21 protein-coding genes and 1 pseudogene are annotated in these 26341 nt (G+C 71.4%); 10 read left to right on the top strand and 12 right to left on the bottom strand.

Features of this window, described 5'->3' with window-relative positions; all coding sequences use genetic code 11:
• The first annotated feature begins 16 nt into the window (after positions 1 to 16).
• Positions 17 to 1093, top strand: coding sequence for an acyltransferase family protein (locus tag ABIC52_RS14950; RefSeq protein WP_354027691.1), 1077 nt, complete (start codon positions 17 to 19; stop codon positions 1091 to 1093).
• On the opposite strand, the gene ABIC52_RS14945 is transcribed toward ABIC52_RS14950, so the two are convergent.
• Positions 1040 to 1966: a glycosyltransferase family protein gene (locus ABIC52_RS14945; RefSeq protein WP_354027690.1), complete on the bottom strand. Its 927-nt coding sequence runs from the start codon at positions 1964 to 1966 to the stop codon at positions 1040 to 1042. The two genes, ABIC52_RS14950 and ABIC52_RS14945, sit on opposite strands and share 54 nt — an antisense overlap.
• 71 nt (positions 1967 to 2037) lie before the next feature.
• On the opposite strand from ABIC52_RS14945, the gene ABIC52_RS14940 reads away from it, so the two are divergent.
• A complete protein-coding gene (locus tag ABIC52_RS14940; RefSeq protein WP_354027689.1) occupies positions 2038 to 2976 on the top strand; it encodes an ankyrin repeat domain-containing protein in 939 nt (312 codons plus the stop codon).
• A 164-nt stretch (positions 2977 to 3140) separates the two neighbouring features.
• On the opposite strand, the gene ABIC52_RS14935 is transcribed toward ABIC52_RS14940, so the two are convergent.
• From ABIC52_RS14935 to ABIC52_RS14905, 7 genes are all read right to left on the bottom strand, one after another.
• The gene (locus ABIC52_RS14935) at positions 3141 to 4337 is read right to left on the bottom strand and encodes a glycoside hydrolase family 1 protein (RefSeq protein WP_126891505.1); all 1197 of its coding nucleotides are present in this window, start codon (positions 4335 to 4337) and stop codon (positions 3141 to 3143) included.
• Between the two features lie 8 nt (positions 4338 to 4345).
• Positions 4346 to 5233, bottom strand: a complete 888-nt coding sequence (locus tag ABIC52_RS14930) for an alpha/beta fold hydrolase (protein WP_354027688.1) — start codon at positions 5231 to 5233, stop codon at positions 4346 to 4348.
• Entirely contained in the window at positions 5230 to 7014 is a 1785-nt protein-coding gene (locus ABIC52_RS14925; protein WP_354027687.1) for an ABC transporter ATP-binding protein, read from the bottom strand. Before ABIC52_RS14925 ends, ABIC52_RS14930 begins: the two co-directional genes overlap by 4 nt.
• The gene (locus ABIC52_RS14920) at positions 7011 to 7976 is read right to left on the bottom strand and encodes an ABC transporter permease (RefSeq protein WP_209824623.1); all 966 of its coding nucleotides are present in this window, start codon (positions 7974 to 7976) and stop codon (positions 7011 to 7013) included. Before ABIC52_RS14920 ends, ABIC52_RS14925 begins: the two co-directional genes overlap by 4 nt.
• Positions 7973 to 8953, bottom strand: coding sequence for an ABC transporter permease (locus ABIC52_RS14915; RefSeq protein ID WP_209676386.1), 981 nt, complete (start codon positions 8951 to 8953; stop codon positions 7973 to 7975). The genes ABIC52_RS14920 and ABIC52_RS14915 overlap by 4 nt, the downstream gene beginning before the upstream one ends.
• Positions 8950 to 10710 carry an ABC transporter substrate-binding protein gene (locus ABIC52_RS14910; RefSeq protein WP_354027686.1) on the bottom strand — a complete coding sequence of 587 codons (1761 nt, stop codon included), beginning with the start codon at positions 10708 to 10710 and terminating at the stop codon, positions 8950 to 8952. Before ABIC52_RS14910 ends, ABIC52_RS14915 begins: the two co-directional genes overlap by 4 nt.
• Before the next feature lie 107 nt (positions 10711 to 10817).
• Positions 10818 to 11921 carry a LacI family DNA-binding transcriptional regulator gene (locus tag ABIC52_RS14905; RefSeq protein WP_354027685.1) on the bottom strand — a complete coding sequence of 368 codons (1104 nt, stop codon included), beginning with the start codon at positions 11919 to 11921 and terminating at the stop codon, positions 10818 to 10820.
• A gap of 206 nt (positions 11922 to 12127) precedes the next feature.
• On the opposite strand from ABIC52_RS14905, the gene ABIC52_RS14900 reads away from it, so the two are divergent.
• Positions 12128 to 12283, top strand: coding sequence for a hypothetical protein (locus ABIC52_RS14900; protein ID WP_153257437.1), 156 nt, complete (start codon positions 12128 to 12130; stop codon positions 12281 to 12283).
• Positions 12284 to 12393: 110 nt separating this feature from the next.
• Here the strand turns inward: ABIC52_RS14900 and ABIC52_RS14895 are convergent, their stop codons facing one another.
• A complete protein-coding gene (locus tag ABIC52_RS14895) occupies positions 12394 to 13134 on the bottom strand; it encodes a GntR family transcriptional regulator (RefSeq protein WP_238638159.1) in 741 nt (246 codons plus the stop codon).
• Between the two features lie 107 nt (positions 13135 to 13241).
• Between ABIC52_RS14895 and ABIC52_RS14890 the strand changes: the two genes are divergently transcribed.
• Together ABIC52_RS14890 and ABIC52_RS14885 are read left to right on the top strand one after the other, a co-directional pair.
• Complete coding sequence (locus tag ABIC52_RS14890; RefSeq protein ID WP_126891501.1) at positions 13242 to 14297, top strand: acyltransferase family protein; 1056 nt, start codon at positions 13242 to 13244, stop codon at positions 14295 to 14297.
• A 119-nt stretch (positions 14298 to 14416) separates the two neighbouring features.
• The gene (locus tag ABIC52_RS14885; RefSeq protein WP_126891509.1) at positions 14417 to 15565 is read left to right on the top strand and encodes an MFS transporter; all 1149 of its coding nucleotides are present in this window, start codon (positions 14417 to 14419) and stop codon (positions 15563 to 15565) included.
• Between the two features lie 115 nt (positions 15566 to 15680).
• On the opposite strand, the gene ABIC52_RS14880 is transcribed toward ABIC52_RS14885, so the two are convergent.
• Positions 15681 to 16847 (bottom strand): baeRF2 domain-containing protein, encoded by a 1167-nt coding sequence (locus ABIC52_RS14880; RefSeq protein ID WP_126891502.1) that lies wholly within the window; start codon positions 16845 to 16847, stop codon positions 15681 to 15683.
• Positions 16847 to 17131 (bottom strand): hypothetical protein, encoded by a 285-nt coding sequence (locus ABIC52_RS14875; RefSeq protein ID WP_209676376.1) that lies wholly within the window; start codon positions 17129 to 17131, stop codon positions 16847 to 16849. The genes ABIC52_RS14880 and ABIC52_RS14875 overlap by 1 nt, the downstream gene beginning before the upstream one ends.
• Before the next feature lie 298 nt (positions 17132 to 17429).
• Here ABIC52_RS14875 and ABIC52_RS14870 point away from each other — a divergent pair, with 298 nt between their 5' ends.
• From ABIC52_RS14870 to ABIC52_RS14855, 4 genes and pseudogenes are all read left to right on the top strand, one after another.
• Positions 17430 to 18794 (top strand): ABC transporter substrate-binding protein, encoded by a 1365-nt coding sequence (locus ABIC52_RS14870; protein ID WP_209824619.1) that lies wholly within the window; start codon positions 17430 to 17432, stop codon positions 18792 to 18794.
• Positions 18791 to 19708, top strand: a pseudogene (locus tag ABIC52_RS14865) (carbohydrate ABC transporter permease); the annotation flags it as partial. The gene ABIC52_RS14870 and the pseudogene ABIC52_RS14865, both read left to right, overlap by 4 nt.
• 209 nt (positions 19709 to 19917) lie before the next feature.
• On the top strand, positions 19918 to 20826 hold the full coding sequence (locus tag ABIC52_RS14860; protein WP_209676590.1) for a carbohydrate ABC transporter permease: 909 nt from the start codon (positions 19918 to 19920) through the stop codon (positions 20824 to 20826).
• A gap of 2 nt (positions 20827 to 20828) precedes the next feature.
• A complete protein-coding gene (locus ABIC52_RS14855; protein WP_435526081.1) occupies positions 20829 to 23885 on the top strand; it encodes a glycoside hydrolase family 2 TIM barrel-domain containing protein in 3057 nt (1018 codons plus the stop codon).
• Positions 23886 to 24052: 167 nt separating this feature from the next.
• On the opposite strand, the gene ABIC52_RS14850 is transcribed toward ABIC52_RS14855, so the two are convergent.
• Positions 24053 to 24478: a DUF3151 domain-containing protein gene (locus tag ABIC52_RS14850; RefSeq protein ID WP_354027684.1), complete on the bottom strand. Its 426-nt coding sequence runs from the start codon at positions 24476 to 24478 to the stop codon at positions 24053 to 24055.
• A 284-nt stretch (positions 24479 to 24762) separates the two neighbouring features.
• Between ABIC52_RS14850 and ABIC52_RS14845 the strand changes: the two genes are divergently transcribed.
• Positions 24763 to 26337 (top strand): ABC-F family ATP-binding cassette domain-containing protein, encoded by a 1575-nt coding sequence (locus tag ABIC52_RS14845; RefSeq protein ID WP_354027683.1) that lies wholly within the window; start codon positions 24763 to 24765, stop codon positions 26335 to 26337.
• The last annotated feature ends 4 nt before the right edge of the window (positions 26338 to 26341 follow it).

The raw sequence follows: 26341 nt of genomic DNA, 5'->3' as shown, positions 1-26341 counted from the left end.
CTGCCACGATCACCAGATGCCCTCCATCAACCGCAGTCCACGGTTCATCAGCGTCCAGGCGCTGCGGGTCCTCGCGGCGCTCCTCGTCGTCTGTGCACACGTGCCGGACTACATCGAGGACCGCGTGGGGGTGACCGCGCCGACCATCCCGACCGGCCAGCTCGGCGTCGCCGTCTTCTTCTCGATCAGCGGACTGGTCGCCGTCGTGACGACCCAGCGGGGCACGGGGCGATCCGCGGTACGGTTCGCTCGACGGCGGCTCACGCGTATCGTGCCGCTGGCCTGGATCGTCCTGACGGTGAAGCTCCTGGTCGGCCTCATCGCACCCGGCACCCTCCAGCGCTTCACCCCGGACGCCGTGTACGTCGTCGCGTCGTACCTGTTCCTGCCGGCTCGAGGATCGGACGGCGCCGTCCAACCGCTCTACACGGTCATGTGGACCCTGACCTTCGAGTTGTTCTTCTACGCGGTGGTCACGGCTGCACTCCTCGCCCGTCGGACCCCGATCTCCGTCGCGGCACCGGTCATGGTGCTGCTCGCTGTCGCATCCGTGTTCCGACCTGACGAGTGGGAGCCGTGGCAGTTCTACGCCAACCCCTACGTCCTGCTGTTCGTCGTCGGCATGTCGATCGGACACGTCGCGACGCGGTCGGCAGATCGGGTGACGACAGCGTGGGGCGTGATCGCGCTCGCCACCTGGACGGGCACCGGCCTCGCCTCCGGCACCGCCACGGGCACCATGGTCCTGCTGCCGGTGTCGGCGGTCGTCCTGCTCCTGGCCCTCTGGGTGGAGCGATGGCTGCCGCAGTGGATCGCACCGCCGGCCGAGGTGCTCGGGGATGCGTCGTACGCGCTCTACCTGACGCACCCGCTGGTGGCTCCGATCACGATCGCTGCGCTCGCGGCGGTCCTGCCAGCAGGGACGCCGTGGCAGCTCTTCGCCGTCGTGGCAGTGGTGGTCGCGATCGTGACGAGCATCGTGACGTGGTTCGGCCTCGATCGACCGCTCGTCAGAGCGTTGACTCGCGGGCGCCGCGGATCAGCCGAGATCCCCCGGGTCAGGAGCGACGACACCGGCGCAGTCGCGTCGTAGCCCCCACCGCCGGAGGGCGTGAAGCCGCGCGGACCGTGCGCGGCGCCGACGGACGTCGCGCTCGACGAGCATGCCCAGCAGGGTGACCACGAGCAGCTCGGCCCGCTGCGCCAGGCTGACGATGCGCGAGCGGTGCAGGGCGGTCAAGCGGATCGCAGCATCGGCGCGCGCGAACTCGACGAGGGCGGCGAACGACCTGCTGCTCGCGCTCCCCTCGTGCAGCACGAGCGCATCCTCCACCCGGCCCAGTGCGATCCCCGACCGAGCGGCACGGCGAGACAGGTCGGCATCCTCGGCGTAGAGGAAGAACCGGTCGTCGAACGGACCGAGCGAGCGGAGCAGGTCGGCTCGCCCGAAGAGCGCACCACCACTGACCTTCTCGACGGCGACGACCCCACCGGTACCACGTCGTCCTGCGGGTCGTCGCCGCTTGACGAGCCGCTCGACACTGAAGTCCCAGTCGATGACCGAGTCCGGGTCGAGACGGCCATCAGTGAGCATCGTCCCGGCGAGGAGGGCTCCCGGCCACGAGCGGTCAGCTCGGAGGAAGGCATCGAAGGCATCGTCAGCGAGGGCTGCGTCGGGGTTCAGGAGCAACGCGTACGGCGCCGTGACGTGCTCGAGCGCGGAATTGACGGCTCTCCCGAACCCGAGGTTGCACCCCCCGCCGACCACCACGGCGTCCGCCGGCCACTGGCCCGACGCAGGAAGACCACCGCCGTTGTCGACGAAGACGAGCCGGGCATCGACGGCCGACCGGGCCGCCGACGCCTGCACCGACGCCACGCACCGTTCGAGGAGCACCCGGTCGCTGTGGAAGAGGACGACGACGACATCGATCCGGGTCCGGCCCGCCGGCCTGAGGTCGCGCATCACGACAGTATATCAGGTTCCTCGTACTACGGGACGTGCTTCGTGGCTGCCGTGTGGGTAGGGTCGATCCCGTGCGATGGAGTCGAGTGGGCTGGCCCGGGGTCGGGTACGTCTCCCTCGAGGACGTCGAGGGCTACGCCGAGCACCTCGCCCGCCTGGTCACCGACGCGCCCCCGTCCGTCGCGGCCCTCGCGTCCGTGACGTGGAACGAGGCCCGCATCGCCGCGTGGCACGAGACCGAGACCACGACCCCGACCGGCACCCCGGACACCGCCGGCATCGACGAGGCGCCGACCCACACCGTCCGGTCCGTCCTCGTGGTCCGGACCGACGAGGTCCTCGACACCCCGGACGGCCTCTGGCGCCGCTGGAACCACGCCCGTGTGACGCTCGAGTTCCACCGCGCGGTGCTCGAGCCCGCGGACACCGCACCGCTCGCGGTCCTCGCCGGCGACGTGCAGGTCTCCCGCGGTGAGATCGCCCACGTCGACGCCGACGTCTGGGAGCTCCGCCTGCTGCTCTCCCCCACCGGTGAGCTCGCCGTGCACTTCCGTGACGTCGTGATCGAGGTCCGCCCCGTCGCCGAGTCGGCGTGGTCCGACCTGGAGGCACGCCCCACCCACGGCTGGCACGGCCCGGTGCCGGACGGCTGGCTCGAGTGGGCCGCCCCCGCGGTGCGCGCTGCGGGTCACGGGGACGTCGGTGGGCTCTCGCTCGAGCTCGACGGGTTCGGCGCGGACCCGACCGGCATGGACGAGGTCGACCCACGCTGGGGCTTCGCCCCGCTGCACGCCGCTGCCTGGTTCGACCGGCGTGGTACGACCGAGGCACTCATCGAACGCGGCGCGGACGTCACGGTGCTCGACGCCGAGGGGCGGACGGCGCTCGACATCGCCCGCGAGCGCGGGTCGCGCAAGGCGGAGGAGGTGCTGCTCGCCTGGTTCGACGCGCACGCGATCGGCGAGGCGTACGTGGCCGACGACCCCTCGAGCGACGAGGCGACCCGCTGACGATCCCCCCCGGCGCCGCGTACCACGTCGGTGGAGCAGGAACTGTCGGCAGCGTCGGCCGGACTCGACGGTTGCTGCTCCACGACGGAGGGGCAGCAACCACAGAACGGACTGGAGGCTCGTGGCGGCATCGCCACGAGCCGCCAGACCGGAAGGGGGTCGCGTCAGTCGCGACGGGTCTCGAGCGCGTTCGCCTGCGCGACCTTCCCGTACCACCGGGCCGAGTCCTTCGGCGTGCGCGCGAAGGTCTCACGGTCCCACGCGACGAGCCCGAACGTCGGGCGGTAGCCGGACGCCCACTCGTAGTTGTCGAGGAGGGACCAGTGCTGGTAGCCGAGGACCTCGATGCCGTCCTCGATGCAGCGGTGGATCCCCTCGAGGGCGCCCTGGGTGTACGCGACCCTGCGGGAGTCGTCGGCGGTGGCGATGCCGTTCTCGGTGATCATCAGCGGCACGTGGCCGGAGAGCTCCCACGCGCTGCGGAGCCCGTCGGCCGACGCCTCCGGGTAGAACTCCCACCCGGTGAGGGTCGTCTCGACATCGTCAGCGACCGGCACCGGGCCGGAGGCACCGATGAACGTGCGGGTGTACGCCTGCACGCCGAGGAAGTCGTCGCCGGCGGCCTGCTCGAGGTACCAGTCGTCGCGCGGGTAGCCGTACTCGCGGAGCATCTCCTCGGAGCCGGGCTCGCCGTTCGCGCGGAACGCCTGCGTCGCGATGGTCCAGCCGGACTGCAGCCCGGGGACCTGGGACAGGACCTCGCGGGAGCGCCGGTGTGACGCGAGCAGCTGGTCCGCCACGTGCAGGTCCGGGTTCGGCAGGCCGTAGGCCACCAGGTTGGCGGCGTCCTCGCCGCCCGCGAGCATCGCCGCGATGTTCGGCTCGTTGATCGTGCAGACGTAGCGGACGCCGTCCTGCACGACCGGGAGCGCGGCCTCGGTGTACCGGGCGAACAGGTCGGCGGCGTCGTCGGCGCGCCAGAAGCCGTCGCGCTCGAACCAGCGCGGCACGGTGAAGTGCATCAGGGTGACGATCGGTTCGATGCCGGCCTCGTGGCAGGCCTCGACCATGCGGCGGTAGTGGTCGACCTCGGCGCGGGAGACGGATCCGCGCTCGGGCTCGATGCGTGCCCACTCGATGCTGAACCGGTAGGAGTTCAGGCCGAGGTCGGCGGCGATGCGGATGTCCTCGCGGTACCGGTGGTAGCTGTCCGCGGCGTCGCCGGAGGGTTCGACGATGGTGGTGTCGGATTCGTGCTCGTGCACCCACCAGTTCGAGTTGACGTTGTTGCCCTCGATCTGGTGGGCGGCGGTGGCGGCACCCCAGAGGAAGCCGTCGGGGAACTGCAGCGTGGTGATGATGGAGCCTTTCAGGTGCGAGCCGGGGCGTGCCGGCCGAGGAAGTCGTCGAAGAGCGCGATGGTCGCGGCGGGGTTCTCGACGTGGGGGCCGTGGTAGCTCGTGGGGACGACCTCGTAGCGGGCGCCGGTGTCCTCGGCCATCTGCCGCTGCCACGGGATCGGCCAGGCACCGTCCCACTCGCCGTGCGCCACGAGGACCGGCAGCCCGGTCGCGCGGAGCTCGGCGGACGAGTCGGTGTGGTCCTCGAGGACGTGCCCGCCGGCGACGACGCTCAGGGGGCTCGTCGCGTCGAAGCGGTCGCGGACCATCCGGACGTCGTCGGGGAGGTCCTCGTCCGGACGCCCGGCCCAGAGGGGGTTCGTCGCGTCGAACAGCTGGCGGAGGTTGCCGCCGGTGTCGTGCAGGATCGTCAGCTCGGTGACCTTGCGGTAGGGCCAGCCGTACGGGCCGGAGCAGAACTGCACGACGCTGCGGAACGCGTGCGGCGACGCGATGGCTGCTGCCCGGGCGATCACGCCGCCGAGCGAGTGCCCGATCAGGTGCACGGGCGCGCCGTCGTCGAGCAGCGCCGCGACCCGGACGACGTCGGCAGCCTCTGCGTCGAGCGAGTACTCCGAGGGGGTGCCGGGCGCCGCGGAGTCCGCCTGGCCCCGGCGGCTGATCGCGACGGCGGTCCAGCCGGCCTCGCGCAGGAGCGGCATGAAGGTGCGCCAGTCCTCCTTCGAGCCGGTGTACCCGGGGACGACGAGCACGACGCCCTTCGACGGTCCGGACGGGACCACCCGGTAGGCGGTGAGCCGCCCGACGGGCAGGTCGATCCCGACGACGTCGACGCCCTCGGGCGTGGGGAGGTGCCCGAAGGCCGGGACGGACGGGAACTCGTGCACGGTGGTCATGCGAGCAGTGTCCGCCGCGGGTTCGGCACCGCGTCCAGCAGCGCGACCGTGTAGTCGTCCTGCGGGTGCTGCAGCACCTCGGCCGTCCGGCCCCGCTCGACCACGGCGCCGTCGTGCAGCACCATGATGTCGTCGGTGATGAGCCGCGCGCTCAGCAGGTCGTGCGTGATGTAGAGGAGCGAGACGCCCCACTGCTCGCGCAGGTCCTCGAGCAGCGCGAGCACGCCGGCCCGCAGCGTGACGTCGAGCATCGAGACGGGCTCGTCGGCGATGATCACCTGCGGGTCGCTCGCGAGCGCCCGGGCGATGACCACGCGCTGCCGCTGCCCACCGGAGAGCTGGTGCGGGAGCTTCTGCGCGAACTGCTCGACGGGCGTCAGGCCCACGGTCTCGAGGATCTCGAGCATCCGGCGCCGGGCATCACGTCCGCGGAGTCCGGTGTAGTTCGCGATCGGCCGGGAGAGGATGTACTCGACCGTGTGCAGTGGGTTGAGCGCCGCGTACGGATCCTGGAACACCATCTGCACCTCGGAGCGCAGGTCCTTGAGCCCCCGCCGCCCGAGCTTGGCCACGTCCGTGTCACCGAACCGCACCGTGCCCGAGGTCGGCTGCTCGACGCCGGTGAGCATCTTCGCGATGGTCGACTTGCCCGAGCCGGACTGGCCGACGAGGGCGAGCGACTGCCCCGGCTCGAGCGTGAACGACACGTCGCGGACGGCCTGAACGGGCTGCTCGCCGCGGCGGGGCGCCGGGTACGTCTTGACGAGGTGGTCGACGACGATCGGGTTGCGGGCGGCGCTGCGCTCGCGGGACCCGACGGTGCTGAACGAGGACGTGGTCTCCTGTCGTGTCGCGCCCTCGGACGAGCGGAGCGACCGGTCCGGGAAGCCGGGCAGGCTCACCACCGAAGCACGCGGGTCCGCGTAGTGCGACAGCAGCATCTTCGTGTAGTCGTCCTGCGGGTCGCGGAGGACCTCGAGCGAGCGGCCGTCCTCGACGATCCGCCCCTCGTGCATGACGAGCACGCGCTCGGTGGCCTCGAGGACGATGCCGAGGTCGTGGCTGATGAGGATCGCCGTGAAGCCCTCGGAGCGCTGCAGTTCGATGATCGTGTCCATCACCGCGTGCTGCACGAGGACGTCGAGGGCCGTAGTCGGCTCGTCGAACACCATGAGCTGCGGCTCGAGCGACAGCGCGAGGGCGATCGAGACGCGCTGCCGCATGCCGCCGGAGAGCTCGCCCGGGTACCGCGCGAGCATCGTCTCGGGCAGCTTGACCTTGCCGATCAGCTCCCGCATCCGGGCGTCCCAGCGCTCACGCGGTACGTGGCCGTGCGCCCTGAAGACGTCGACGAAGTGGTTGCGGACCGTGCGCACCGGGTTGAGCGCGTTCATGCCCGACTGCAGCACCATCGCGAAGCCACCCTGGCGCTGTCGGCGCAGGGCTTCGTCGTCGAGGTCACGGATGTCGGCACCGCCGAAGACGATGCTGCCGCCGTTGGTGCGCGCCGGCGGCTTCTGCAGCCGGGTGAGCGCGTAGCCGAGGGTCGACTTGCCCGAGCCGGACTCCCCGACCAGGCCGACGAACTCCCCCTTGCGCAGGCTGAACGAGACGTGGTCGACGGCCTGGACGGCCGTCTGGCCGGCCGACTCGTAGACGACGGACAGGTCGCGGACGTCGAGCAGGACGTCGGCCTGGGTGCCGTCGGACGGGAGGCGCGTGGCGGTGCCGCCACGGGCCTCCAGGCCGTCGCCGGTCACGTCGGGTGTCTGGCCGCTCATGCTGCTGCCTCCTTCTTGCGGCGCGCGCCCTCGCGCAGCCGCGGATTGGACACGGCGTCGACGCCGAAGTTGATCAGGGTGAGGCTCATCGCCAGCAGGGCGATGCAGAGACCCGGGGCGAACAGCAGGATCCACTGACCGGTGAGCAGCGCGTTCGAGTTCTGCGCCCAGTAGAGGATCGTGCCCCAGCTGACGATCGACGAGTCGCCGAGTCCGAGGAACTCGAGGCCCGCCTCGGCGAGGATCGCGCTCGTCGCGGCACCGAAGAAGCTGCCGACGATCAGGGACGTCATGTTCGGCAGGATCTCGCGGAACACGATGCGCGTCGCGCCGTCGCCGGAGAACTGTGCGGCGGTGACGAAGTCGCGGCTGCGGAGCGACTGTGTCTGGCTGCGGAGCACGCGTGCACCCCAGGCCCAGCCGGTGACGACGATCACGGCGATGATCACCGCGATGCCGCCGTTCTGCAGGTAGGCCGCGATGACGATCATGAGCGGCAGGCCGGGGATGACGAGGAACAGGTTCACGATGAAGCCGATGACCTCGGCGACCCAGCCGCGGATGTAGCCCCAGCTCAGGCCGATCGCGACGGCGACGAGCGTGGACAGGAGGCCCGCGACCGCGCCGACGAGCACGGAGACCCGGGCGCCGTAGATGAGCTGGGAGAGGACGTCCTCGCCGGCGGCGGTGGTGCCCATCCAGTGCGCCCAGCTGGCGTCGGCGTTCCGCTCGAAGCCGTTCTGGCTGCCGCCGTACGGGGCGAGGAGCGGGGCGGCGATCGCCACGAGGACGAAGAAGCCGAGGATGCACAGGCCGATGCGGGCCTTCGTGTTGCTCCAGACGACGCCGAACTGGCGTGCGGCGGCGCGCCACTTGGAGGGGGCTTGCTGGTCGTTGTTCTGCTGTTGCTCGTCTTGGGTCCGTACGGCGACGGTCTCGTTGGGTGTGCGCGTGTTGGTCATCGGCGCGTCCTCGGGTCCAGGACGCCGTACAGGACGTCCACGATGAAGTTGGCGATGAGCACCGACACGGTGATCATCAGGAAGAGGGCCTGCATGAGCGGGTAGTCCTGCCCGATCACGGCGTTGAACAGCAGGTAGCCGATGCCCGGGTAGCCGAACACCTGCTCGACCAGCACCGAGCCACCGACCACGCCACCGAGCGCCAGGCCGAAGCCGGTCAGGTTCGGCAGGATCGCGTTCCGCGCGGCGTACCGGACGGCGACCGTGCGACCACGGAGGCCGTTCGCCTCGGCGAAGGTCACGTAGTCGTCGCCCAGCGTGTTGATCATCGCGTTGCGCATGCCGATGATCCAGCCGCCGAGGCTCGTCACCAGGATCGTCACCGCCGGCAGGATCGCGTGCCGCAGGACGTCGCCGATGTACGTGCCGTTCCAGCCCGGGATGCTCGTCGCGGACGACGCCCCGGTCGTCGGGAACCAGTGCAGGACGTAGCCGAGGAAGAACAGCAGCAGGAGCGCCGTCCAGAAGTACGGGAACGTCGACATGAAGCTGCCCGAGAGCGTCGGGAGCGAGTCGAGCCAGGTGCCGCGCTTCCACGCCGCCGCGACACCGATCAGCGTGCCGATGACGAACGCCAGGACCGTCACCGTGCCGACGAGCACGAGCGTGTACGGCAGGGCGCGGCCGACCAGGTCACCGACGGGCTGCGGGTAGAACGTGTAGCTCGTGCCGAAGTCGAGGGTGACGACCTGGTGCAGGTAGCTGACGTACTGGTCCCAGAGGTTGCCGGAGGGGACGCCGAGCTGGGCCTCGATGGCCTTCTTCGTGGCGTCGGTGACCGGGCCGTTCTGGCTGAGCTTCGCGAGCGCCGCGTCGGACGGGCTGCCCGGCATGAGGCGCGGGAGCACGAAGTTCAGCGTGACCGCGGCCCAGAGGGTGAGGACGAAGAGGACGAGTTTCTGCAGGATGTACTTCACTTGGCCTGCTCCTCGAGGATCTTCCGGCCGGCCTCACTGTCACGGAGTCGGAGCTTCGTGAAGATGAGCAGCGGTGCGGAGTCGTAGTTCTGCGGCGCCATGTACGGGTCCTCCGCGCTCGGCCACCCGACGAACTTGCCGGTGCTGAACAGGCCCCAGAGCCCGCCGTAGTACATGCCGATCACGGGCAGGTCGTCGTACACGATGGCCTGCAGCTGGTTCAGGATCTGCTGCTGCTCGGCGCGGTCGGTCGTCCCGCGGTACTCGTCGAGGAGCTTCTGGGTGTCGGCGTTCCGGTACCGCTCGAAGTTGTTCACCGTCGACTTGCCGACCGGCTGGTAGAAGTCGCTCGACAGCAGCGAGTTGTAGGCCTGGAACACGTCGCCGTTCCCCATGCCGCCCATCGCCATGTCGAACTTGCCGTTGTTGATGTTCTGCTGGTACCCGGCGGGCTGCGGTGCCTGGATCTGCACCTTCACACCGATCTTCCCGAGGTCGCGCTGCACCTGCTGCGCGGCACGGAGCCAGTCCGAGTAGCCGTTCGCGGTCATCAGGTTGATCTCGAGCTGCTTGCCGTCCTTGACGAGCTTGCCGCCCTGCTGCACGTAGCCGGACTTCGCGAACTCGGCGAGGGCCCGGTCGGTGTCCTGCGTGATCATCCCCTTGTCGGGGATCGACGGGTCGAGGTACTGCTCCTGGTTCGGCAGGATCAGGCCGGTCTGGCCCGCGGCACTGAGGTTGCCCTCGGAGGCGGTCTCGGCGATGCCGTCGCGGTCGAGTGCGTAGGAGATGCCCTTGCGCACGTTGACGTCGTTGTACGGCGCCTTCGTCAGGTTCGGGATGAGACCGGTGACACCGCCGGCCGGGAACCACCACTGGTTCGTGTCGGACGCGGCACCCCACGTGCCCTTGACGTCCGAGATGAACGAGTACGCCCAGTCGTAGCCGCGGGTGACGGTGTCGAGCTGCGTGTTCGTCGCGGGCAGGACCAGGTGCTCGATCGCGATCTTGTCGGCCTGCCAGTACGTCGGGTTCTTGTCCATCGAGTACTGCTGGTCGGAGTAGTTGCCGAGGACGAACGGGCCGGTGCCGACCGGGTTCGGGTCGCGCCAGGTGACCGGGTCCTTCACCCCGCCGTAGTGGTGCTCGGGGAGGATGTACGTCGCGCCGATGATGTTGAGGCTCGGGACGTCGTCGCCGTTGAGGTGGAAGACGAGGTGGTCACCCTTCCGCTCGATGCGGTCGATGTGCTGCCAGGCGCCCTTGACGTCCATCGCCGGGAACTTCTTGAGCAGGTCGAACGTGAAGAGGACGTCCTCGGGCGTGAACTTCGTTCCGTCGGACCACTCGACGCCCTTCCGGATCGTCATGTCGATCGTCCGGGCGTCCGGGAGCTCCCACGAGCTCGCGAGCCACGGGGTGCCCTTGCCGTCGAGGGGGTTGATCTCGATGAGCGGCTCGTACATCCACTTGCTCGCGGTGCGGGCGTTCGGGATGTACGGGTTGAAGTTGCGGTCGAACAGCGGGTTGCCGCGGTCCGCGTTGATGAGCATCGTGTCCTTGCCGATGCTCGGGTCCGGCTGGGAGCGGACCTGGACGCTGCAGCCGGTGGCCACGAGGGCCACGACGGCGAGTCCGGCGATGGCGGCGGCGATGCGGCCGCGGCGTCGGGTGGGGGTGCGTGGCGCCGGTGGCGTCCGCCGTCCGTCCGGGCGCGGGTCGCGGTGCCCGCGCGTGCGCTGTGGGGGAAGCGTCATTGCTCGGTCGACCTCCGTGTCGAGTGGGTGCTGCGCCCAATGTATGCGCTTACATCGCCGTGTGCAACCTCCGGGTTCCGTGCCGGGGCGGAACGTCGGTGCCACCCCTAGAGCGCGGGCGGGCAGCTCTCGCGCAGCAGCACCTCGACCGGCAGCCGCACGGCCCGCGGAGGCCCCTCGCGCCGCTCGAACCGGTCGACGATCGCCCGGACGGCCGCGCGCCCGAGCTCCCCCATCGGCTGGTGCACCGTCGTCAGGGGCGGCGCCGAGAACCGTCCCGCGTCGATGCCGTCGAAACCGGTCACCACGACGTCCTCGGGCACCCGCAGCCCCCGCGCCCCGGCGGCGTCGAGCACGCCGAGCGCGGACTGGTCGTTCGAGCAGATCACCGCGCGCGGCACCTCGGCACCGTCGAACAGGGCCGATGCGAGCTCGCGAGCGCGAGCACGCCCGAAGTCGCCGTGCACCACCCGGACGTCCGACGCCGCCAGTCCGTGGTCGGCGAGCGCCTGCCGGAAGCCCGCCGACCGCTCCATGTCGTCCGGGGAGTCGATCGGCCCCGCGAGGTACGCCAGCGACCGGATCCCGAGCCGACCGATCACGTGCGACCCCAGCGTGCGCATGCCTGCGGCGTTGTCGACGCTCACCGAGTCGAAGCCGTGCGAGCGCCGGTCGTCCGCGAGCACCACGACCGGGATGCGTCGGGCGACGTGCTCGAGCAGGTCGTCGGGCACCGTCTGCGCGAGCACCGCCAGGCCGTCGACGCGGCCCGCGACGTCGTTCACGATGACGTCCCGCGAGGACCCACGCCCGGCGGCCACCATGAGGGCGAGTCCCCGTTGCCACGCCTCGGTCTCGGCACCACGCAGGACCTCGTCGAAGTACAGGTTCGAGGAGAACGGCTGCGTGACGTGCCGGCGGTCGTCGACCACGCGGACGCCCCCGTCGGTGACGAGGTCGGGTCGCTCGTCCGGCACCACGTCGAACCCGGGCAGCAGCAGACCGACGACGCCGGTCCGCTTGCCGGCCAGCGCCCGTGCGTTGCCGGACGGTACGTAGCCGAGGCTCCGGATCGCCGCCTGCACCCGGTCACGGGTGCCCTCGCGGACCGCGTCGGGCGTGCGGAGCACGCGGGAGACGGTGGCGATGGAGACGCCGGCCTGGGACGCGACGTCGTAGACCGTGGGAGGTGCGGTGCGCTGCGCGCTCATGCCGTGCCTCCCGTCCGACGTCCACCCCGGCCGCCGCGCCGGTGCGCGGCCGGACCATCCTAGGCACGGGCCCAGCTCCCACTCCTCCACAGGCTGGCCGACACCCTTGCGTTCCGCGGACGGGCGGGCGCAGACTGTTGCGACCTCAGAACGTCCCGTGAGGAAGCGCACCACGACGGTGCCCACGCACACAGGAGGAACTCTCGATGTCCCAGCAGACGCGGTCCGGCAGCAAGCACGCCATCCGACTCACCACCGACGAGGCCGAGGTGCGCGACGCGCTCCTCGACCACACCGAGCACGGGGCGTCGTCGTCCGCCCAGGGCATCGACGGGTCCGAGGAACCCACGACCAGGGCCTGACCGGCCAGGAGGCACGGCTCGGGTCCGCCTCGTCGGTCCGTCCGGTGCCACCTGGCCGGTGCGCCTGGCGGCGGGTGCGGCCGGTGCCTGCTGGCCGGTGCGCCCGGTGGTCAGTCCGACTGAGTGCGGGCCGGCTCACCCTCGCCGAGCAGCTCCGGGCTGCCGACGATCGCCATGCCCGCGCCGCGCAGGCGCCGTCGCTCCTGGGCGATGAACGCGAGCAGACGGTCGTTGGTCCCGGCGACGTGGGCTGCGAGCAGCTCAGCGGCACGGTCGGCCGCTCCGGAGCGCACGGCGTCGAGGATCGCGCTGTGCTCGTCCCACGCGGCCTCGCGCGCCTCGGCGGTGCGGACCTCGATCCACCGTGTCCGCTCGAGCCGGGTGAGCGCGTCGGCGATGGCGTCGGTGACGAAGCGGTTGCCACCGAGTGCCGCGAGGTCGAGGTGGAACGTCGAGCCCATGCGGATCCCGGCCTCGCGGTCGGGGGTGCTCCGGAGCTCGTCGAGGTGCGCTCGGACCTCGTCGAGCTGCTCGGCCGAGGCACGCTCGACGGCGAGGCGCGCGGCGGCGGGTTCGAGCACGCCACGGAGCTCCGCGAGCGAGGCGATCTCGTCGAGGTCGATCGGGGTGACCGTCCAGGTCCGCCCCTCGTGGAGGATGAGCCCCTCGCGTTCGAGCCGCGACAACGCTGCGCGCACGGGGGTCCGTGAGGCGTGGAAGCGCCCCTCGAGTCCGCGCTCCGAGATGCGCTCCCCGGGGGCGATGTCGAGGGTGAGGATCGCCGCACGCAGGTTGTCGTAGAGCTGGCTCGTCTGCGACACGGGCACGGCGGTCTCGGTCGTCTCGGTCACGGCGGACCAGCCTAGTGCGGATCGACCCACTTTGGTATACCGGAGCACACCCACTCTTGTATGTGGAATGTTGTTGATTCAGGGGTAGCCGTCGATAGCGTGCGGCCATGGCCGTCGCGCACATCTTCCGAAGCGTGCAAGCTCTACGCGCTGTGGCTGCGCTGCTCGTCGTCGTCAACCACGCGCTGATCACTGCTGGGCACCGTTCGCAGATCGGCGTTGACGGACACCCGATCCTCGGCCGACTCGGAGTGGAGATCTTCTTCGCGATCAGTGGCTTCGTCATGATCCGCGTGACGGATCCACTCCGCCCCGGGAGGGCTCCCATCCGCACGGCAGGACGATTCCTGTGGGCCCGGGCCGTGCGGATCGTCCCCCTGTACTGGTTGTGCACGATGCTCGTGATGCTCGCTGACCTCGTGGGATCGCGCCGATCCGGAGACGACGTCTCCCCGGCAAGGCTGATCGCAAGCCTCCTGTTCCTGCCGAGCACCGCAGCCAACGGACTGGTGCAGCCCGTCCTCTACGTCGGATGGACCCTGCAGTTCGAGATGGTCTTCTACCTGATGGTGGCCATCGCGCTCGCCGTGCAGGTCAGCCCCGTTCGCCTCTGCGTGCCCGTGCTGGCCGGCCTGGCAGCACTGTCGACCGTCCGACCGCCGGACTCCGGTGCGGGTTGGTTCTACGCAGACTCGTCGACACTGTCCTTCGCGGTCGGGATGCTCACCGCGCGGATCGCGGCCCCGGGGCCCCACCGTCGGGCCGCCTGGGTCGTGCTCGTCGCAGCGACATCGGCCCACGTCCTGGTCTGCGGGGTCCGCGCCGTGGGGCCGGATCCGACCGGCATCGTCGTCGCGCTCGTCGTGCCGCTGATCTTCGTGCCGACCGTGATGACGGAACACCGGGTCGGCGCTTCGGTTCCGCGTTGGGCGACAGCCGCGGGGGCCACGTCCTACACGCTCTACTTGACCCACCCGTTCGTCAGCACTGCGGTCGCCGACGGCCTCTCGGCGCTCGGTGACGCGGCACGGTCACCGATGCTGTTCGTCACGGCGGTCGTCGTGACGCCGTTGCTGACCGCACCGTTCATCCACCGGTACGTCGAGCGACCGATCACGCGACTTCCCGCGACGCTCGTCCGCAGGCGGCCCGGACCGGCGTAGTGCGGATCGACGGCTGTTGGTATACCGTCCTGGTACACCAACCGCTCCCCGATCGGACCGCCGTGCCCGCGCAGATCTCCACCGCAGCTCCGGCCGTCATCCCCGCCAGGGCGTGGACGATGCTCGCGCTCGGCGTCGCCGCGCAGGCCGCAGGGACCCTCGTCGTGTCCGCGCCGGCGCTGCTCATCCCGCACCTGCTGGCGCAGGGGATGCCGTTCGCGTCGGCGGGGCTGTTCGCCGCCGCGCCGACGATCGGCCTCGTCCTCACGCTGATCGCCTGGGGCGCGGTGACCGACCGGGTCGGCGAGCGCGTGGTGATCGCCGGGGGTCTGGCGCTGACCACGCTCACGGTCGTCGCCGCGTGGGTCACGGCCGGAGACCCGCTGCTGCTCGGGTTCGCGTTCCTGGCCGCCGGCATGACGAGTGCGTCGACGAACGCCGCGAGCGGGCGCGTCGTCGTCGGGTGGTTCCCGAAGGAGCGCCGCGGGCTGGCGATGGGCATCCGACAGATGTCGCAGCCGCTCGGGGTGACGCTCGCCGCGGTGACCGTGCCGGTGCTCGCCGAGACGGACGGCATCCGGAGCGCCCTGGTGCTGCCGTTCGTGCTGTGCGCCGTGCTCACCGTGCTGTGCGCCGTCGGCATCGCGGACCCGCCCCGTGCGGCGCGCGGGTCCGACGCCGGTGCCGCTGCGCGGGTGAACCCCTACCGCGCCTCGGGCTTCCTGTGGCGCGTGCACCTGGTGTCGGTGCTGCTCGTGGTGCCGCAGTTCACGCTCTCGACGTACGGGCTGGTCTGGCTGGTGGGCCTCGGGTGGTCGACGCCGGCAGCGGGGCTCCTGGTCGGGGCGTCGCAGTTCGTCGGCGCCGTCGGGCGGATCCTCGTCGGGGCCTGGAGCGACCGCGCGGGTTCCCGGGTCGGGCCGCTGCGGATCGTCGCCGTCGCGGCTGCGGTCGTGATGGCCGTGCTCGCACTCGTCGACGTGTCGCACCTGGCGGCCGCGGCCGTGTTCCTCGTGGTGGCCACGAGCGTCACGGTCGCGGACAACGGCCTGGCGTACACCTCGGTCGCCGAGGCGGCGGGTCCCGCGTGGTCGGGCCGGGCGCTCGGGGCGCAGAACACGGGGCAGTTCATCGCGGCGAGCGCCGTCGGTCCGGGCGTCGGCGCGCTCGTCGGGGTGCTCGGCTTCGCGGCGTCGTTCGCGATCGTGGCCGCGCTGCCCCTGCTCGCGCTCCCGATCGTGCCGCGCACCGACCGCTCCCACGACTGACGCGTCCGGTCCGGCGCGCCCGCACCCCCGCAAGACGCAACGGGAGCGACTCCTCGCAGCGGGATGTCGCTGCGCGGAGCCGCCCACGTTGCGTTCTACGAGACGGACGGCCGGGTCAGGCGGGGACCGCGGGGCCGACGGGCCAGCGCAGGAGCGCGGACGCCGGGGCACCGCTCGGCAGCGACGCGGCGTTGACCAGCACGAGTTCGGCGTCGGTCAGGACGATCGCGCGGACCAGGGCGCACACGGCGGGTACCTGCCCGAGCACCGAGGCACCGGCCGCCTGTTCGGGAGCAGTGGCGACCCACGGTGCGGCGTCGAGCGCGTGGAGCGTCCGGTCGCCGAGGGCTCCGGCGTCGAGCGCGACGACCGCTGCCTGCGCCTGCTGCAGCGCGGACACGACGGACCCGAGCCCGCTGACGCTCTCGTTGTCCCCGCGGCCCTCGTGCGTGCGGAGCAGGTCCTGCACGTCGTGCCGCCGCGACGCCAGGACCCGGGCGAGCGCGAGGTCGACGTGCTGCACGAGCGCCTTCTCGGAGGCGTCGTCGGCGCGCGGGTCGACGGCGACCTCGGTGACCAGTGCGCGGGTCGACGTGGAGAGCTCGCCGCGCAGGAGTTCCCGGGCACGGATGTCCCCGGCGAGCACGATCAGGCGGGGCGAGGTCGCGCGGACGGTCTCCTCGATCGCTGCCGCGACCTCGCCGGCGGTCTGCTTCCAGATCTCCTCGGCGTGCTGGTGCCAGTGCGGCTGCTTCCACCCGGCGCCGGACTTCGCCTTGTGCAGGGTGTCGGTGCGGCCCTGCACGCGCTGTTCGTCCTCGGCGGCGCCGGTGGGGGCGTGCCCGAGTCGGTAGCTGCGGAACCCGCCGCCCTCGCGTCCGACGGTGACGACCAGGAACGGCAGGTCGAAGGGCCGGTGTGCGAGCAGGGGCAGCAGGTCGGGGACGGCGCCGGTGCCGACGGACTCCTGCCCGTGCAGGTGCCCGGGGAGCACCTCGCTCAGCACGAGTTCGTCGTCGCGGACGAGCACGTAGCGGGCGACCGGTGCGGGGACACCGGGCTGCTCGACGAGCTCCTCCTCGATGATCTGCGCGGCACGCTCGGAGCAGCCCTGCCCGGCGAGCGCATCGGAGACGGTCCGGCGCTGCAGCGCGGCGATGCGCCGTGGGTCCTCGCGGTTGCCGGACGCGTCGACGTAGGCCCACGTCCAGGTGCCCGGTGTCTGGAGCGCCCGGATGACCTCGGGCTGCAGGGCGCTGGTCTCGCGGGTGGTCTGGGCCATCAGCGCTCGCCCTCCTCGTCGGTCTCGGTCGTGAAGACGGCATCGGAGCCGGACCCGTCCGCGGTCGTGTCGGTGGCGTCGTCCTGCAGCGAACCCTCGAGCTCGCCGTCGTACCCGGAGGCCGTGACCGTCTCGGCGTCGTCGGTGTCGTCGGGCACCGGTTCCGACTGCCGGAACTCCTCGACGTGCGCGTTGCTGCCGTGTCCCTGGACGATGCTCTGCGCCTCGTGCGCGAGCTGGTCGTCGAGCTCCGGTCCGTGCGTGCTGTTCCCGCGATCGGTCATCGCCTGCCCCTTTGCATCAGTGCCGCCGACGACGCTGTCGGGCCGCCTGCGGCTTCGGTGTTCTGCGTCCGTCCACGGTGCGCGCTCCGTACTGACCACGTTCGGAGGTCGGAGCGAACACGCAGCCAGCGGCGGAGACCGGAGCCAGCAGCGCTCGCACTGTCGGCAGACCGCGCGACCGACCGGGCCGGGCCACGGTTCGGTCACGACGTTCTGTGGATACTGCGGGAATGCACAGCATCGCTCGGTTTTGTGCTTTGCTGGCTCCGACCCCGCTCAACGACGAACCGGAGCCGTGATGACACCCATCCCATCGAGAACCGTCCTGTCCCGACGGAACCTGCTCGGACTCGGACTCGGAACAGCTGCGGCGGGGTTGCTCGCCGGGTGCGCCGTGCCCGGGTCGACGAACGTCAACAGGGCGCCGCTGGTCCCCGCGGCCGCCGGGAGCGAGACCGTCCAGATCACCTACTGGGCGTGGCTCAAGGACCTGCAGAAGGTCTGTGACGTCTGGAACGCGAAGAACCCGCGCATCCAGGTGACCGCGAACTGGATCCCCGGGGGCAACTCGGGCGGGTACCAGAAGATGTACTCCGCGCTCGCGGCCGGGGGTGGTCCGGACATCGGGCAGGTCGAGTTCCGGCAGATCCCGGAGTTCATGCTCGCCAACGGCCTGGTCGACCTCGCCCGGTACGGCGCGAAGGACGTGCAGTCGAAGTACGACGAGGCAGCGTGGTCGCAGGTCGAGTTCGTCGACGGCGTCTACGGCATCCCGCAGGACACCGGCCCGATGGGCTTCTACTACCAGACCGCGATCCTCGAGCAGGCCGGCGGCCAGCCCCCGACGACGTGGGACGAGTGGCGCGACCTCGCCGACAAGGTGCGCGGGACGGGCAACGGGAACTACCTCGAGGTGTTCCCGGTCGCCGACGCGTCGCCCTTCGCCGCGTACGCGCAGCAGGCCGGCGCGCGCTGGTTCAGGACGGACGGCGACGCGTGGGTCGTCGACATGACCGACGACAAGACCATGATGGTCGCCGAGTTCTTCGACGGGGTGATCGACGACAAGCTGGTCGACACCAGCGCCGGCGCCTACTCCCCCGGCTGGTACGCGGCCGCAGCGAGCGGCAAGATCGCCGCCGTCACGAGCGCGAGCTGGGGCGACGCCCTCATCCAGTCCGTGCAGGGCGGCGAGGGCAAGTGGAAGGTCGCGCCGATGCAGACGTGGGGCGACACCGGTTACGGCTCGAGCTCGATCGGTGGCTCGACGGCCGCCGTGCTGGCGAACGCGAAGCACCCGAAGGAGGCGCTCGAGTTCATCACGTGGATGACCACCTCGAAGGAGGGCGTCGACGCGATGATCAAGTACTGCGGCATCGGGTGGTCGCCGGCGAAGGACTACATCGGCGGGGCCCGCCAGCAGCCGTCCGAGTGGTTCTCCGGGCAGAACTACAACGAGGAGGTCTTCGCCCCCTCGGCCAAGGAGCAGAACCTGGAGTGGTCGTGGTCGCCCGTGACCCAGTCGGCCTTCACCAGCCTGCAGAACCAGTTCCGCCGCAAGCTCACCGGTGGGCTGAAGCTCACCGACGCCGTCGAGCTCGCCCAGCAGGAGATCGTCCAGTCCTTCAAGGACAAGGGCCTCAGCGTCAGGACCGCACGATGACCGCCACGCAGCCCGGATCCGGCTTCCGCACGAGCACCAAGGCCACGAGCGCCCAGAAGCGTGCCCCGTGGATCCTGCTCGCTCCGTTCCTCGCCCTGTTCGTGCTGACGTTCATCATCCCGATCATCAGCGCGCTCTTCCAGAGCTTCACCACCGTCGACCGCGAGGGCCTGTTCGGCGAGGACGGTGTCACCGGCCGCTTCGCCGGGTTCGACAACTACGTCACCGCCCTGAACGACGCCGGGTTCGTCGGCTCGATCTGGCGCATGCTCCTGTTCGGCATCGTGCAGGTTCCGGTGATGATCGTCCTCTGCACGATCCTCGCGCTGCTGCTCGAGTCGGCGAGCGCCCGCTGGCCCGCGTTCTTCCGCGCGGTCTACTTCATGCCGTACGGCGTCCCCGGCGTCATCGCGACGATCCTGTGGTCGTTCCTCTACGTGCCCGGCCTGTCGCCGATCGTGTCGCTGCTGCAGTCGATGGGGCTGCAGCCGGACTTCCTCGGCGCGAACAGCGTGCTCTGGTCGATCGCGAACATCGTCACGTGGACGTACACGGGCTACAACATGCTCATCATCGTCGCGCAGCTCAAGTCGATCCCCGGCGAGGTCTACGAGGCCGCGAAGATGGACGGCGCGAACGCCTTCCAGGTGGCGTGGCGGATCCAGATCCCGCTCATCGCGCCGGCCCTGGTGCTCACGACGGTCTTCTCGATCATCGGCACGCTGCAGCTCTTCGCCGAGCCGCAGATCCTGTCGACGGTCGCGCCGGCCATCGACACCGAGTACACGCCGAACTACGCCGCGTACACGAACGCCTTCGCGTTCAACGAGTACGGCGTCGCGAGCGCGCAGGCCGTGATCATCGCGCTGGCTGCGTTCATCCTGTCGTTCGCGTTCCTCGCGCTGACGAACCGCGCGCCCAAGAACGAGCGCGACCAGCGGAAGCGGGCCAAGCGCGACGGCCTGGAGGCACGGCGTGCGCTCCAGACGCGCGGCACGTCCGCCACCGGGTCGCGGCCCGCCACCGGCGTCGCGAACCGCAGCACCACCACCGGAGCCGCGCCGCGCCTCCAGGCCGACAGCAAGGGGGCGGAAGCATGACCAGTGAAGCCATCGAGGCACCGGTGACCAAGCAGGCCGCCGAGCCCGTCGACACCACGTCGATCACGGCGCACCAGCGCCGGAAGCTCGACCGCTCCCCCCGCTCGCAGATCGTCGTGACGGCGATCCTGGTCATCGTCGCGGTCTACTTCCTCGTGCCGTTGTACTGGGTCGTCATCGCAGCGACGAAGACCACCGGCGCCCTGTTCGCGACGAACGGGTTCTGGTTCGGCGGCGAGTTCGCGCTGTTCAGCAACATCCAGCAGGTGTTCTCGTACGACGGCGGCATCTTCGTCCGCTGGATCGCGAACAGCATCCTGTACTCGGGTGTCGGCGCGGTCCTGGCGACGTACTTCGCCGCTGCCGGCGGGTACGCGCTCGCGAAGTACGAGTTCCGCGGGCGCCAGCTCGTGTTCGGCACGATCCTCGGCGGCGTGCTCGTGCCGGGGACCGCGACGGCGCTGCCGCTGTTCCTGCTCTTCTCGACCATGGGCCTGACGGACACCTACTGGAGCGTGCTCATCCCGAGCCTCGTCTCGCCGTTCGGCCTGTTCCTGTGCCGGGTGTACGCGGCGGCCTCGGTCGACACCGCGCTGCTCGAGCAGGCACGCATCGACGGCGCCGGGGAGCTGCGGATCTTCCACACGATCGTGCTCCGTCAGATGACGCCGGCACTCGTGACCGTGTTCCTGTTCCAGGTGGTCGGCATCTGGAACAACTTCTTCCTGCCGCTCATCATGCTGGCGGACCAGAAGCTCTACCCGATCACACTGGGACTCAACAACTGGCGGGCACAGGTCGATCGTCTGCCAGAGTTCTACCAGCTCACCACCGGCGGCGTGCTCGTCTCGGTGATCCCGCTGGTGATCGCGATCATCGTCCTGCAGCGCTTCTGGCGCGGGGGCCTCACGGAAGGATCGGTCAAGGGTTGACCATCGCTGCTCACTCGTCCTCCACCAGCACCACGCCCGATGCGCTCGACGCGCTCGCCTCGACGGCACCGGGCTCGGACACCCGGCTCGCGCCGCGGGCCTGGTTGCACACCGACGCCCCGTCCCTGTCGCTCGACGGGGAGTGGGACTTCCGGTGGTCGCCGGTCGCGGACGTCCCGCTCCCGGGGGTGGAGGACGGGTGGGGCAGCCTCCCCGTGCCGTCGCACTGGGTCCTGCACGGGCACGGCGCGCCGAGCTACACCAACCTGCAGTACCCGTTCCCGATCGACCCACCGCACCCGCCGGAGGAGAACCCGACCGGCGACCACCGCCGCACGTTCGAGGTGCCCTCGACGTTCGACGGCGCGGCTCGGGTGCTGCTCCGCTTCGACGGGGTCGAGTCGCACTTCCGGGTGTGGCTGAACGGCTCCCTCGTCGGGTGGTCGACCGGATCGCGGCTCGCGACCGAGTTCGACGTGAGCGACCTGCTCGTGCCCGGGTCGAACGAGCTGCTCGTGCGGGTGCACCAGTGGTCGGCGGCCTCGTACCTCGAGGACCAGGACCAGTGGTGGCTTCCCGGCATCTTCCGGAGCGTCACCCTGCTCGCCCGACCGACCGCGCCGATCGACGACGTGTTCGTCCGCGCCGGCTGGACCGCGACGATCGGCAACGCCGCCACGGCCGGCACGGCGGCGTCCGGAAGGCCGGAGACCGGCTCCGGGACGATCACGTTCCCGACGCTCGACGCCGCGTTCCCGGTGCGGTTCCGGGTGCCGGAGCTCGACGTCGACGTGACGTGGGCGTCGGCCGACGAGGTCGCGCCGATCACGCTCGAGGGCGTCGAGCCGTGGAGCGCCGAGGTCCCGAAGCTGTACGACGCGACCGTCTCCACCGGCACCGACGCCGGCGGCCGTGCGGGCGGCGAGACCGTCTCGCTGCGCCTCGGCTTCCGCACGGTGTCGATCGAGGGCGACCGGTTCCTGGTGAACGGCGAGCGCGTGGTGTTCCACGGCGTGAACCGGCACGAGACCCACCCCGTGCGCGGTCGCGTCTTCGACGAGGAGCACGCCCGCGCGGACATGGCGCTCATGAAGCGGAACAACGTCAACGCCATCCGCACCTCGCACTACCCGCCGCACCCCCGCGTGCTCGACCTGGCCGACGAGCTCGGGTTCTGGGTGGTCCTGGAGTGCGACCTCGAGACCCACGGCTTCCTGTTCACCGACTGGGTCGGGAACCCCTCCGACGACCCGGCCTGGCGCGAGGCGTACCTCGACCGCATCGCCCGCACCGTCGAGCGCGACAAGAACCACGCGTCGATCGTGATGTGGTCGCTCGGCAACGAGTCCGGCACCGGGCGGAACCTCGCGGCGATGTCGCAGTGGGTGCACGACCGCGACGACGAGCGCCCCGTGCACTACGAGGGCGACTACACCGGCGCCTACACCGACGTGTACTCGCGGATGTACCCGACGCTGCAGGAGACCGAGTCGATCGGCGGCGGCGCGGAGACCCCGCTGCTCGGCTGCGGTCCGGCCGAGGCCGCGCGGCAGCGGTCGAAGCCGTTCCTGCACTGCGAGTACGTCCACGCCATGGGCAACGGACCGGGGCAGATCCAGGAGTACGAGGACCTGGTCGACAAGTACCCGCGACTGCACGGCGGGTTCGTCTGGGAGTGGCGGGACCACGGGCTCCTCGCGCAGACCGCGTCGGGTGAGGACTACTACGCGTACGGCGGCGACTTCGGTGAGGTCGTGCACGACGGGAACTTCGTGATGGACGGTCTCGTGCTGCCCGACGACGCCCCGACCCCCGGGCTGGCGGAGTTCGCGGCCGTCGTCGCCCCGATCCGGTTCTCGGTGTCGGACACCACCGTGCTCGTCGAGAACCGGTACCACTCCGCCTCGACCGCGGGGCTGCGCTTCCGCTGGACCCTGTCGCGGAACGGCGTCGAGGAGTCCGGCGGCCGCTTCACCCCGGGCGTCGTCGCGGCGCGGCAGTCGGCGACCGTCCCGGTGCCCGACGAGGTCCTTCGGGCCGCCGCGGACACCGGCTCGCTGGCCCCCGGTGACGAGCTGTGGTTCGACGTGACGGCGGAACTGGCGGGGCCGACCGCGTGGGCGGACACCGGCCACGTCGTCGCACGCACGCAGCGGCTCGTGGCGAGCCGCGCGGCGGACGTGCCCCGGGCCTCCCGGCAGGGCTGGGACGGCGACCGTCTCGGCGAGGGCACCTTCACCGCGCGCGGTGACCTGGTGTCCTGGAAGGGGCACGAGGTCGCCGGGCCGCGGCTCGAGCTGTGGCGGGCGCCGACGGACAACGACAGCCTGGCCTCGCAGGGCGGTTACGAGACGGCCGACCCGGTGCTGACGAAGGGCGTCGGCGACCCCACCGCTCCCGCGTCGGCGGTCCGCTGGCGTGCACGCGGGCTCGACCGGTTGACGCACCGGCTCGTGTCCGTGAGCCGCAGCGAGCACGGGCTGGAGCAACGGGTCCGGGTCGCCGCGGCGAACAGCGGGTGGGGCGTCGACGTCACGCACCGCTGGACCCTGACCGACGACGGACTGCTGCTGCAGACCGACGCGGTGCCGTTCGGGGCGTGGAACGTCACCTGGCCGCGGATCGGCGTGCGGTTCGACCTGCCGGCGTCGCTGCTCGACGACGATGCCTCGTGGTTCGGGACCGGACCGGCGGAGTCGTACGCGGACTCGTCGCGGGCGGCTCGGGTCGGACGGTTCAGCGCGCCGGTGCGGGCGCTGACCGTGGACTACTCGATGCCGCAGGAGACCGGGTACCGGCCCGGGCTGCGGACGCTGTCGGTCGGCGACCTCACGGTGTCGACCGTCGGGGCGCACCGGGCGGGCTTCACGCTCTCGCCGTGGACCGCGCAGGAGCTCGGTCGGGCGATGCACCCGTACGAGCTGCCGACGCCGGAGCACGCGTACCTGTACCTCGACGCGGCGCAGCACGGGCTGGGGTCGCGGGCGTGCGGGCTCGACGTGCTGCCGGAGCACCAGCTGTGGCCGCAGGCATTCTCGTGGAGCGTGGTGCTGGGCTAGCGCCGCCGGCGCCGCGCGGGCGGCGGGCGGCGGGGCACGGCGCTCCGTGGTGCGACCTGCTCGCGCACAACCGGGAGCACCTCGCGCCACGGGCTTCCGTGGCGCGAGGTGCTTCGCGTTGTGCTGCGGCCCGCAGCGCCGCGGCGCACGGCCGCGCGGCGGCCGCGCTACTCCCCCGCGGTGAGGGCGCGCAGCGCCTCGGGGTCCGACGCGTCGAGGAACTCCGTCAGGCGCTCGGGCTCGCCCGGCTCCTCGATCGCGGACGCCGCGCGGCGCAGGGCGAACAGCGCACGGAGCACGCCGCGGTTCGGCTCGTGCGCCCACGGCACCGGCCCGGCACCGCGCCAGCCCGCCTTCCGCAGGGCGTCGAGGCCCCGGTGATACCCGACGCGGGCGTAGGCGTAGGACTCCAGGGTCGCGCCGCGCGCCCATGCTTCGTCGGCGAGGAGCGCCCACGCCAGGCTCGAGGACGGGTGCGACACGACGACGCTCGACACCGGGGCGTCGGCGGCGAGCGCGGCGGTCACCTCGGGCTCCTCCGGCAGCAGGGTCGCGGGGTTCGCGGTCGGGTTCGGCAGCAGGTTCTCCGGCATGCCCCCAGCCTGTCACCTCTTGCCGAGGAGCGGCGTCACCCCTACGGTGGGTGACACCTCGTCGTCACGCGGGGCCGCCGGGGCGGGAGACCGACCGGCAGCACGGGTGGCGGACACGGGGGTCCCCGACGGAACGAGCAGCCTTGCAGTCGATCACCGGTACCGCGCAGTCCTCGCGCTGACACCGTGATCGTCGCGCCCCGTCGGGCGCGCCGCGTGCCGACCGCTCCGGTCGCCGCGGGTCCGGTGTCGTGCGCCCAGCTCACGATCCGGGAGGCACACCCATGCCCGCAACACCGTCCGTCGTCCTCGACGACCTCACCTTCACCTGGCCCGACGGCTCCGTCGCGCTCGACCACCTCACCACCGCCTTCGGACGCGGCCGCACCGGCCTGGTCGGGAGGAACGGGGCCGGCAAGTCCACGCTCGTCCGGCTCGTCACGGGACAGCTCCACCCCACGTCCGGCTCGGTCCGCACCTCCGGTCCGGTGGACCACCTGCCCCAGCGGCTGCACGCCCGCCCCGGTGACACCGTGGCGGATCTGCTCGGCGTCGGCAGGACGCTCGCCGCACTGCGGGCCGTCCTCGGCGGTGACGCCACCGAGGAGCACCTCGACGCCGTGGGCGACGACTGGGACGTGGAGGAGCGTGCCGCCGCCGCGCTCGCGTCCGTACCGGGGCTGCACGGCAGCGACCTCGACCGACCCGTGACGTCGCTCTCCGGCGGGCAGGCGGTGCTCACCGCGGTGGCTGGCGTCCGGATGCGTCGGGCACCGATCGTGTTCCTCGACGAGCCGACGAACAACCTCGACCGCGCAGCCCGTGCGGCGCTCTTCGAGCTCGTCGACCGGTGGACGGGCACGCTCGTGCTCGTCAGCCACGACCGGGAGCTCCTCGAGCACGTGGACGAGACCGTCGAGCTGCGTTCGGGATCGGCCACGGTGTTCGGCGGGACGTACCGCGCGTACGAGGAGCACCTCGCCGTGCAGCAGGCCGCCGTCGAGCGCGAAGTCCGGGTGGCTGAGCAGCGCCACCGGACCGAGCAGCGGCAGCGCATCGAGGCGGAGACGAAGATCGCCCGCCGTGCCCGTGCGGGGCGGGAGGCCGCTCGGTCCGTGCCGAAGATCCTGGCGAACGAGCAGCGGAAGCAGGCGGAGCAGACCGCCGGCCGGCTGCGCTCGGCCCACGGGTCGGCCGAGGCGCAGGCGCGGGCCGCGGTGCAGGAGGCCGAGCTGCGGTTGCGCGACGACGAGTCGTTGCACGTCACGCTGCCCGACCCGGAGGTCCCGGCGTCGCGGCGCATCGCGACGATCACCGTGCGCGGGCGGTCGGTCGTCGTGCAGGGCCCCGAGCGCATCGCGGTGACCGGCGCGAACGGCGTCGGCAAGACGACGTTGCTCGACGAGCTCGTGGGGGTGCCGCAGGCGCGCGAGCACCCGCTCCCGGAGACCTCGGCGGCACCGCACGCGGACCGGATCGCGTACCTGCCGCAGCGGCGGGACTCGCTCGACGACGACGCGACGGTGCTCGCGAACCTCCGTCGGGCGGCCCCGCACGTGGCCGACGCCGAGCTCCGCAACCAGCTGGCTCGGCTCCTGGTCCGCGGGGACACCGTCGACCGCTCGGTCGCCTCCCTGTCGGGCGGCGAGCGCTTCCGGGTGGCGTTGGCGACCCTGGTGCTCGCGGACCCGCCGCCGCAGCTGCTGGTGCTCGACGAGCCGACGAACGACCTCGACCTGACGAGCGTCGACCAGCTCGTGGATGCACTCCGGGCGTTCCGCGGCGCGCTCGTCGTGGTCAGCCACGACGAGACGTTCCTGGACCGCCTGTCGCTGACGACGAGGATCGAGCTCCGGTAGCCGG

Source organism: Curtobacterium oceanosedimentum (assembly GCF_040545555.1).
Taxonomy (GTDB): Bacteria; Actinomycetota; Actinomycetes; order Actinomycetales; family Microbacteriaceae; genus Curtobacterium.
The sequence above is the reverse complement of the archived record's forward strand: the minus strand, read 5'-3'. Positions and strand labels throughout refer to the sequence as shown.

What these genes read in the sequence shown, in the direction of transcription:
- ABIC52_RS14900 (WP_153257437.1), top strand. Translation starts at nt 12,128, where the DNA reads ATGTCCCAGCAGACGCGGTCCGGCAGCAAGCACGCCATCCGACTCACC.
- ABIC52_RS14880 (WP_126891502.1), bottom strand. Translation starts at nt 16,847, where the DNA reads ATGGCCCAGACCACCCGCGAGACCAGCGCCCTGCAGCCCGAGGTCATC.
- ABIC52_RS14930 (WP_354027688.1), bottom strand. Translation starts at nt 5,233, where the DNA reads ATGACCACCGTGCACGAGTTCCCGTCCGTCCCGGCCTTCGGGCACCTC.
- ABIC52_RS14905 (WP_354027685.1), bottom strand. Translation starts at nt 11,921, where the DNA reads ATGAGCGCGCAGCGCACCGCACCTCCCACGGTCTACGACGTCGCGTCC.
- ABIC52_RS14845 (WP_354027683.1), top strand. Translation starts at nt 24,763, where the DNA reads ATGCCCGCAACACCGTCCGTCGTCCTCGACGACCTCACCTTCACCTGG.
- ABIC52_RS14870 (WP_209824619.1), top strand. Translation starts at nt 17,430, where the DNA reads ATGACACCCATCCCATCGAGAACCGTCCTGTCCCGACGGAACCTGCTC.
- ABIC52_RS14945 (WP_354027690.1), bottom strand. Translation starts at nt 1,966, where the DNA reads ATGCGCGACCTCAGGCCGGCGGGCCGGACCCGGATCGATGTCGTCGTC.
- ABIC52_RS14875 (WP_209676376.1), bottom strand. Translation starts at nt 17,131, where the DNA reads ATGACCGATCGCGGGAACAGCACGCACGGACCGGAGCTCGACGACCAG.
- ABIC52_RS14890 (WP_126891501.1), top strand. Translation starts at nt 13,242, where the DNA reads ATGGCCGTCGCGCACATCTTCCGAAGCGTGCAAGCTCTACGCGCTGTG.
- ABIC52_RS14885 (WP_126891509.1), top strand. Translation starts at nt 14,417, where the DNA reads ATGCTCGCGCTCGGCGTCGCCGCGCAGGCCGCAGGGACCCTCGTCGTG.
- ABIC52_RS14910 (WP_354027686.1), bottom strand. Translation starts at nt 10,710, where the DNA reads ATGACGCTTCCCCCACAGCGCACGCGCGGGCACCGCGACCCGCGCCCG.
- ABIC52_RS14920 (WP_209824623.1), bottom strand. Translation starts at nt 7,976, where the DNA reads ATGACCAACACGCGCACACCCAACGAGACCGTCGCCGTACGGACCCAA.
- ABIC52_RS14950 (WP_354027691.1), top strand. Translation starts at nt 17, where the DNA reads ATGCCCTCCATCAACCGCAGTCCACGGTTCATCAGCGTCCAGGCGCTG.
- ABIC52_RS14850 (WP_354027684.1), bottom strand. Translation starts at nt 24,478, where the DNA reads ATGCCGGAGAACCTGCTGCCGAACCCGACCGCGAACCCCGCGACCCTG.
- ABIC52_RS14925 (WP_354027687.1), bottom strand. Translation starts at nt 7,014, where the DNA reads ATGAGCGGCCAGACACCCGACGTGACCGGCGACGGCCTGGAGGCCCGT.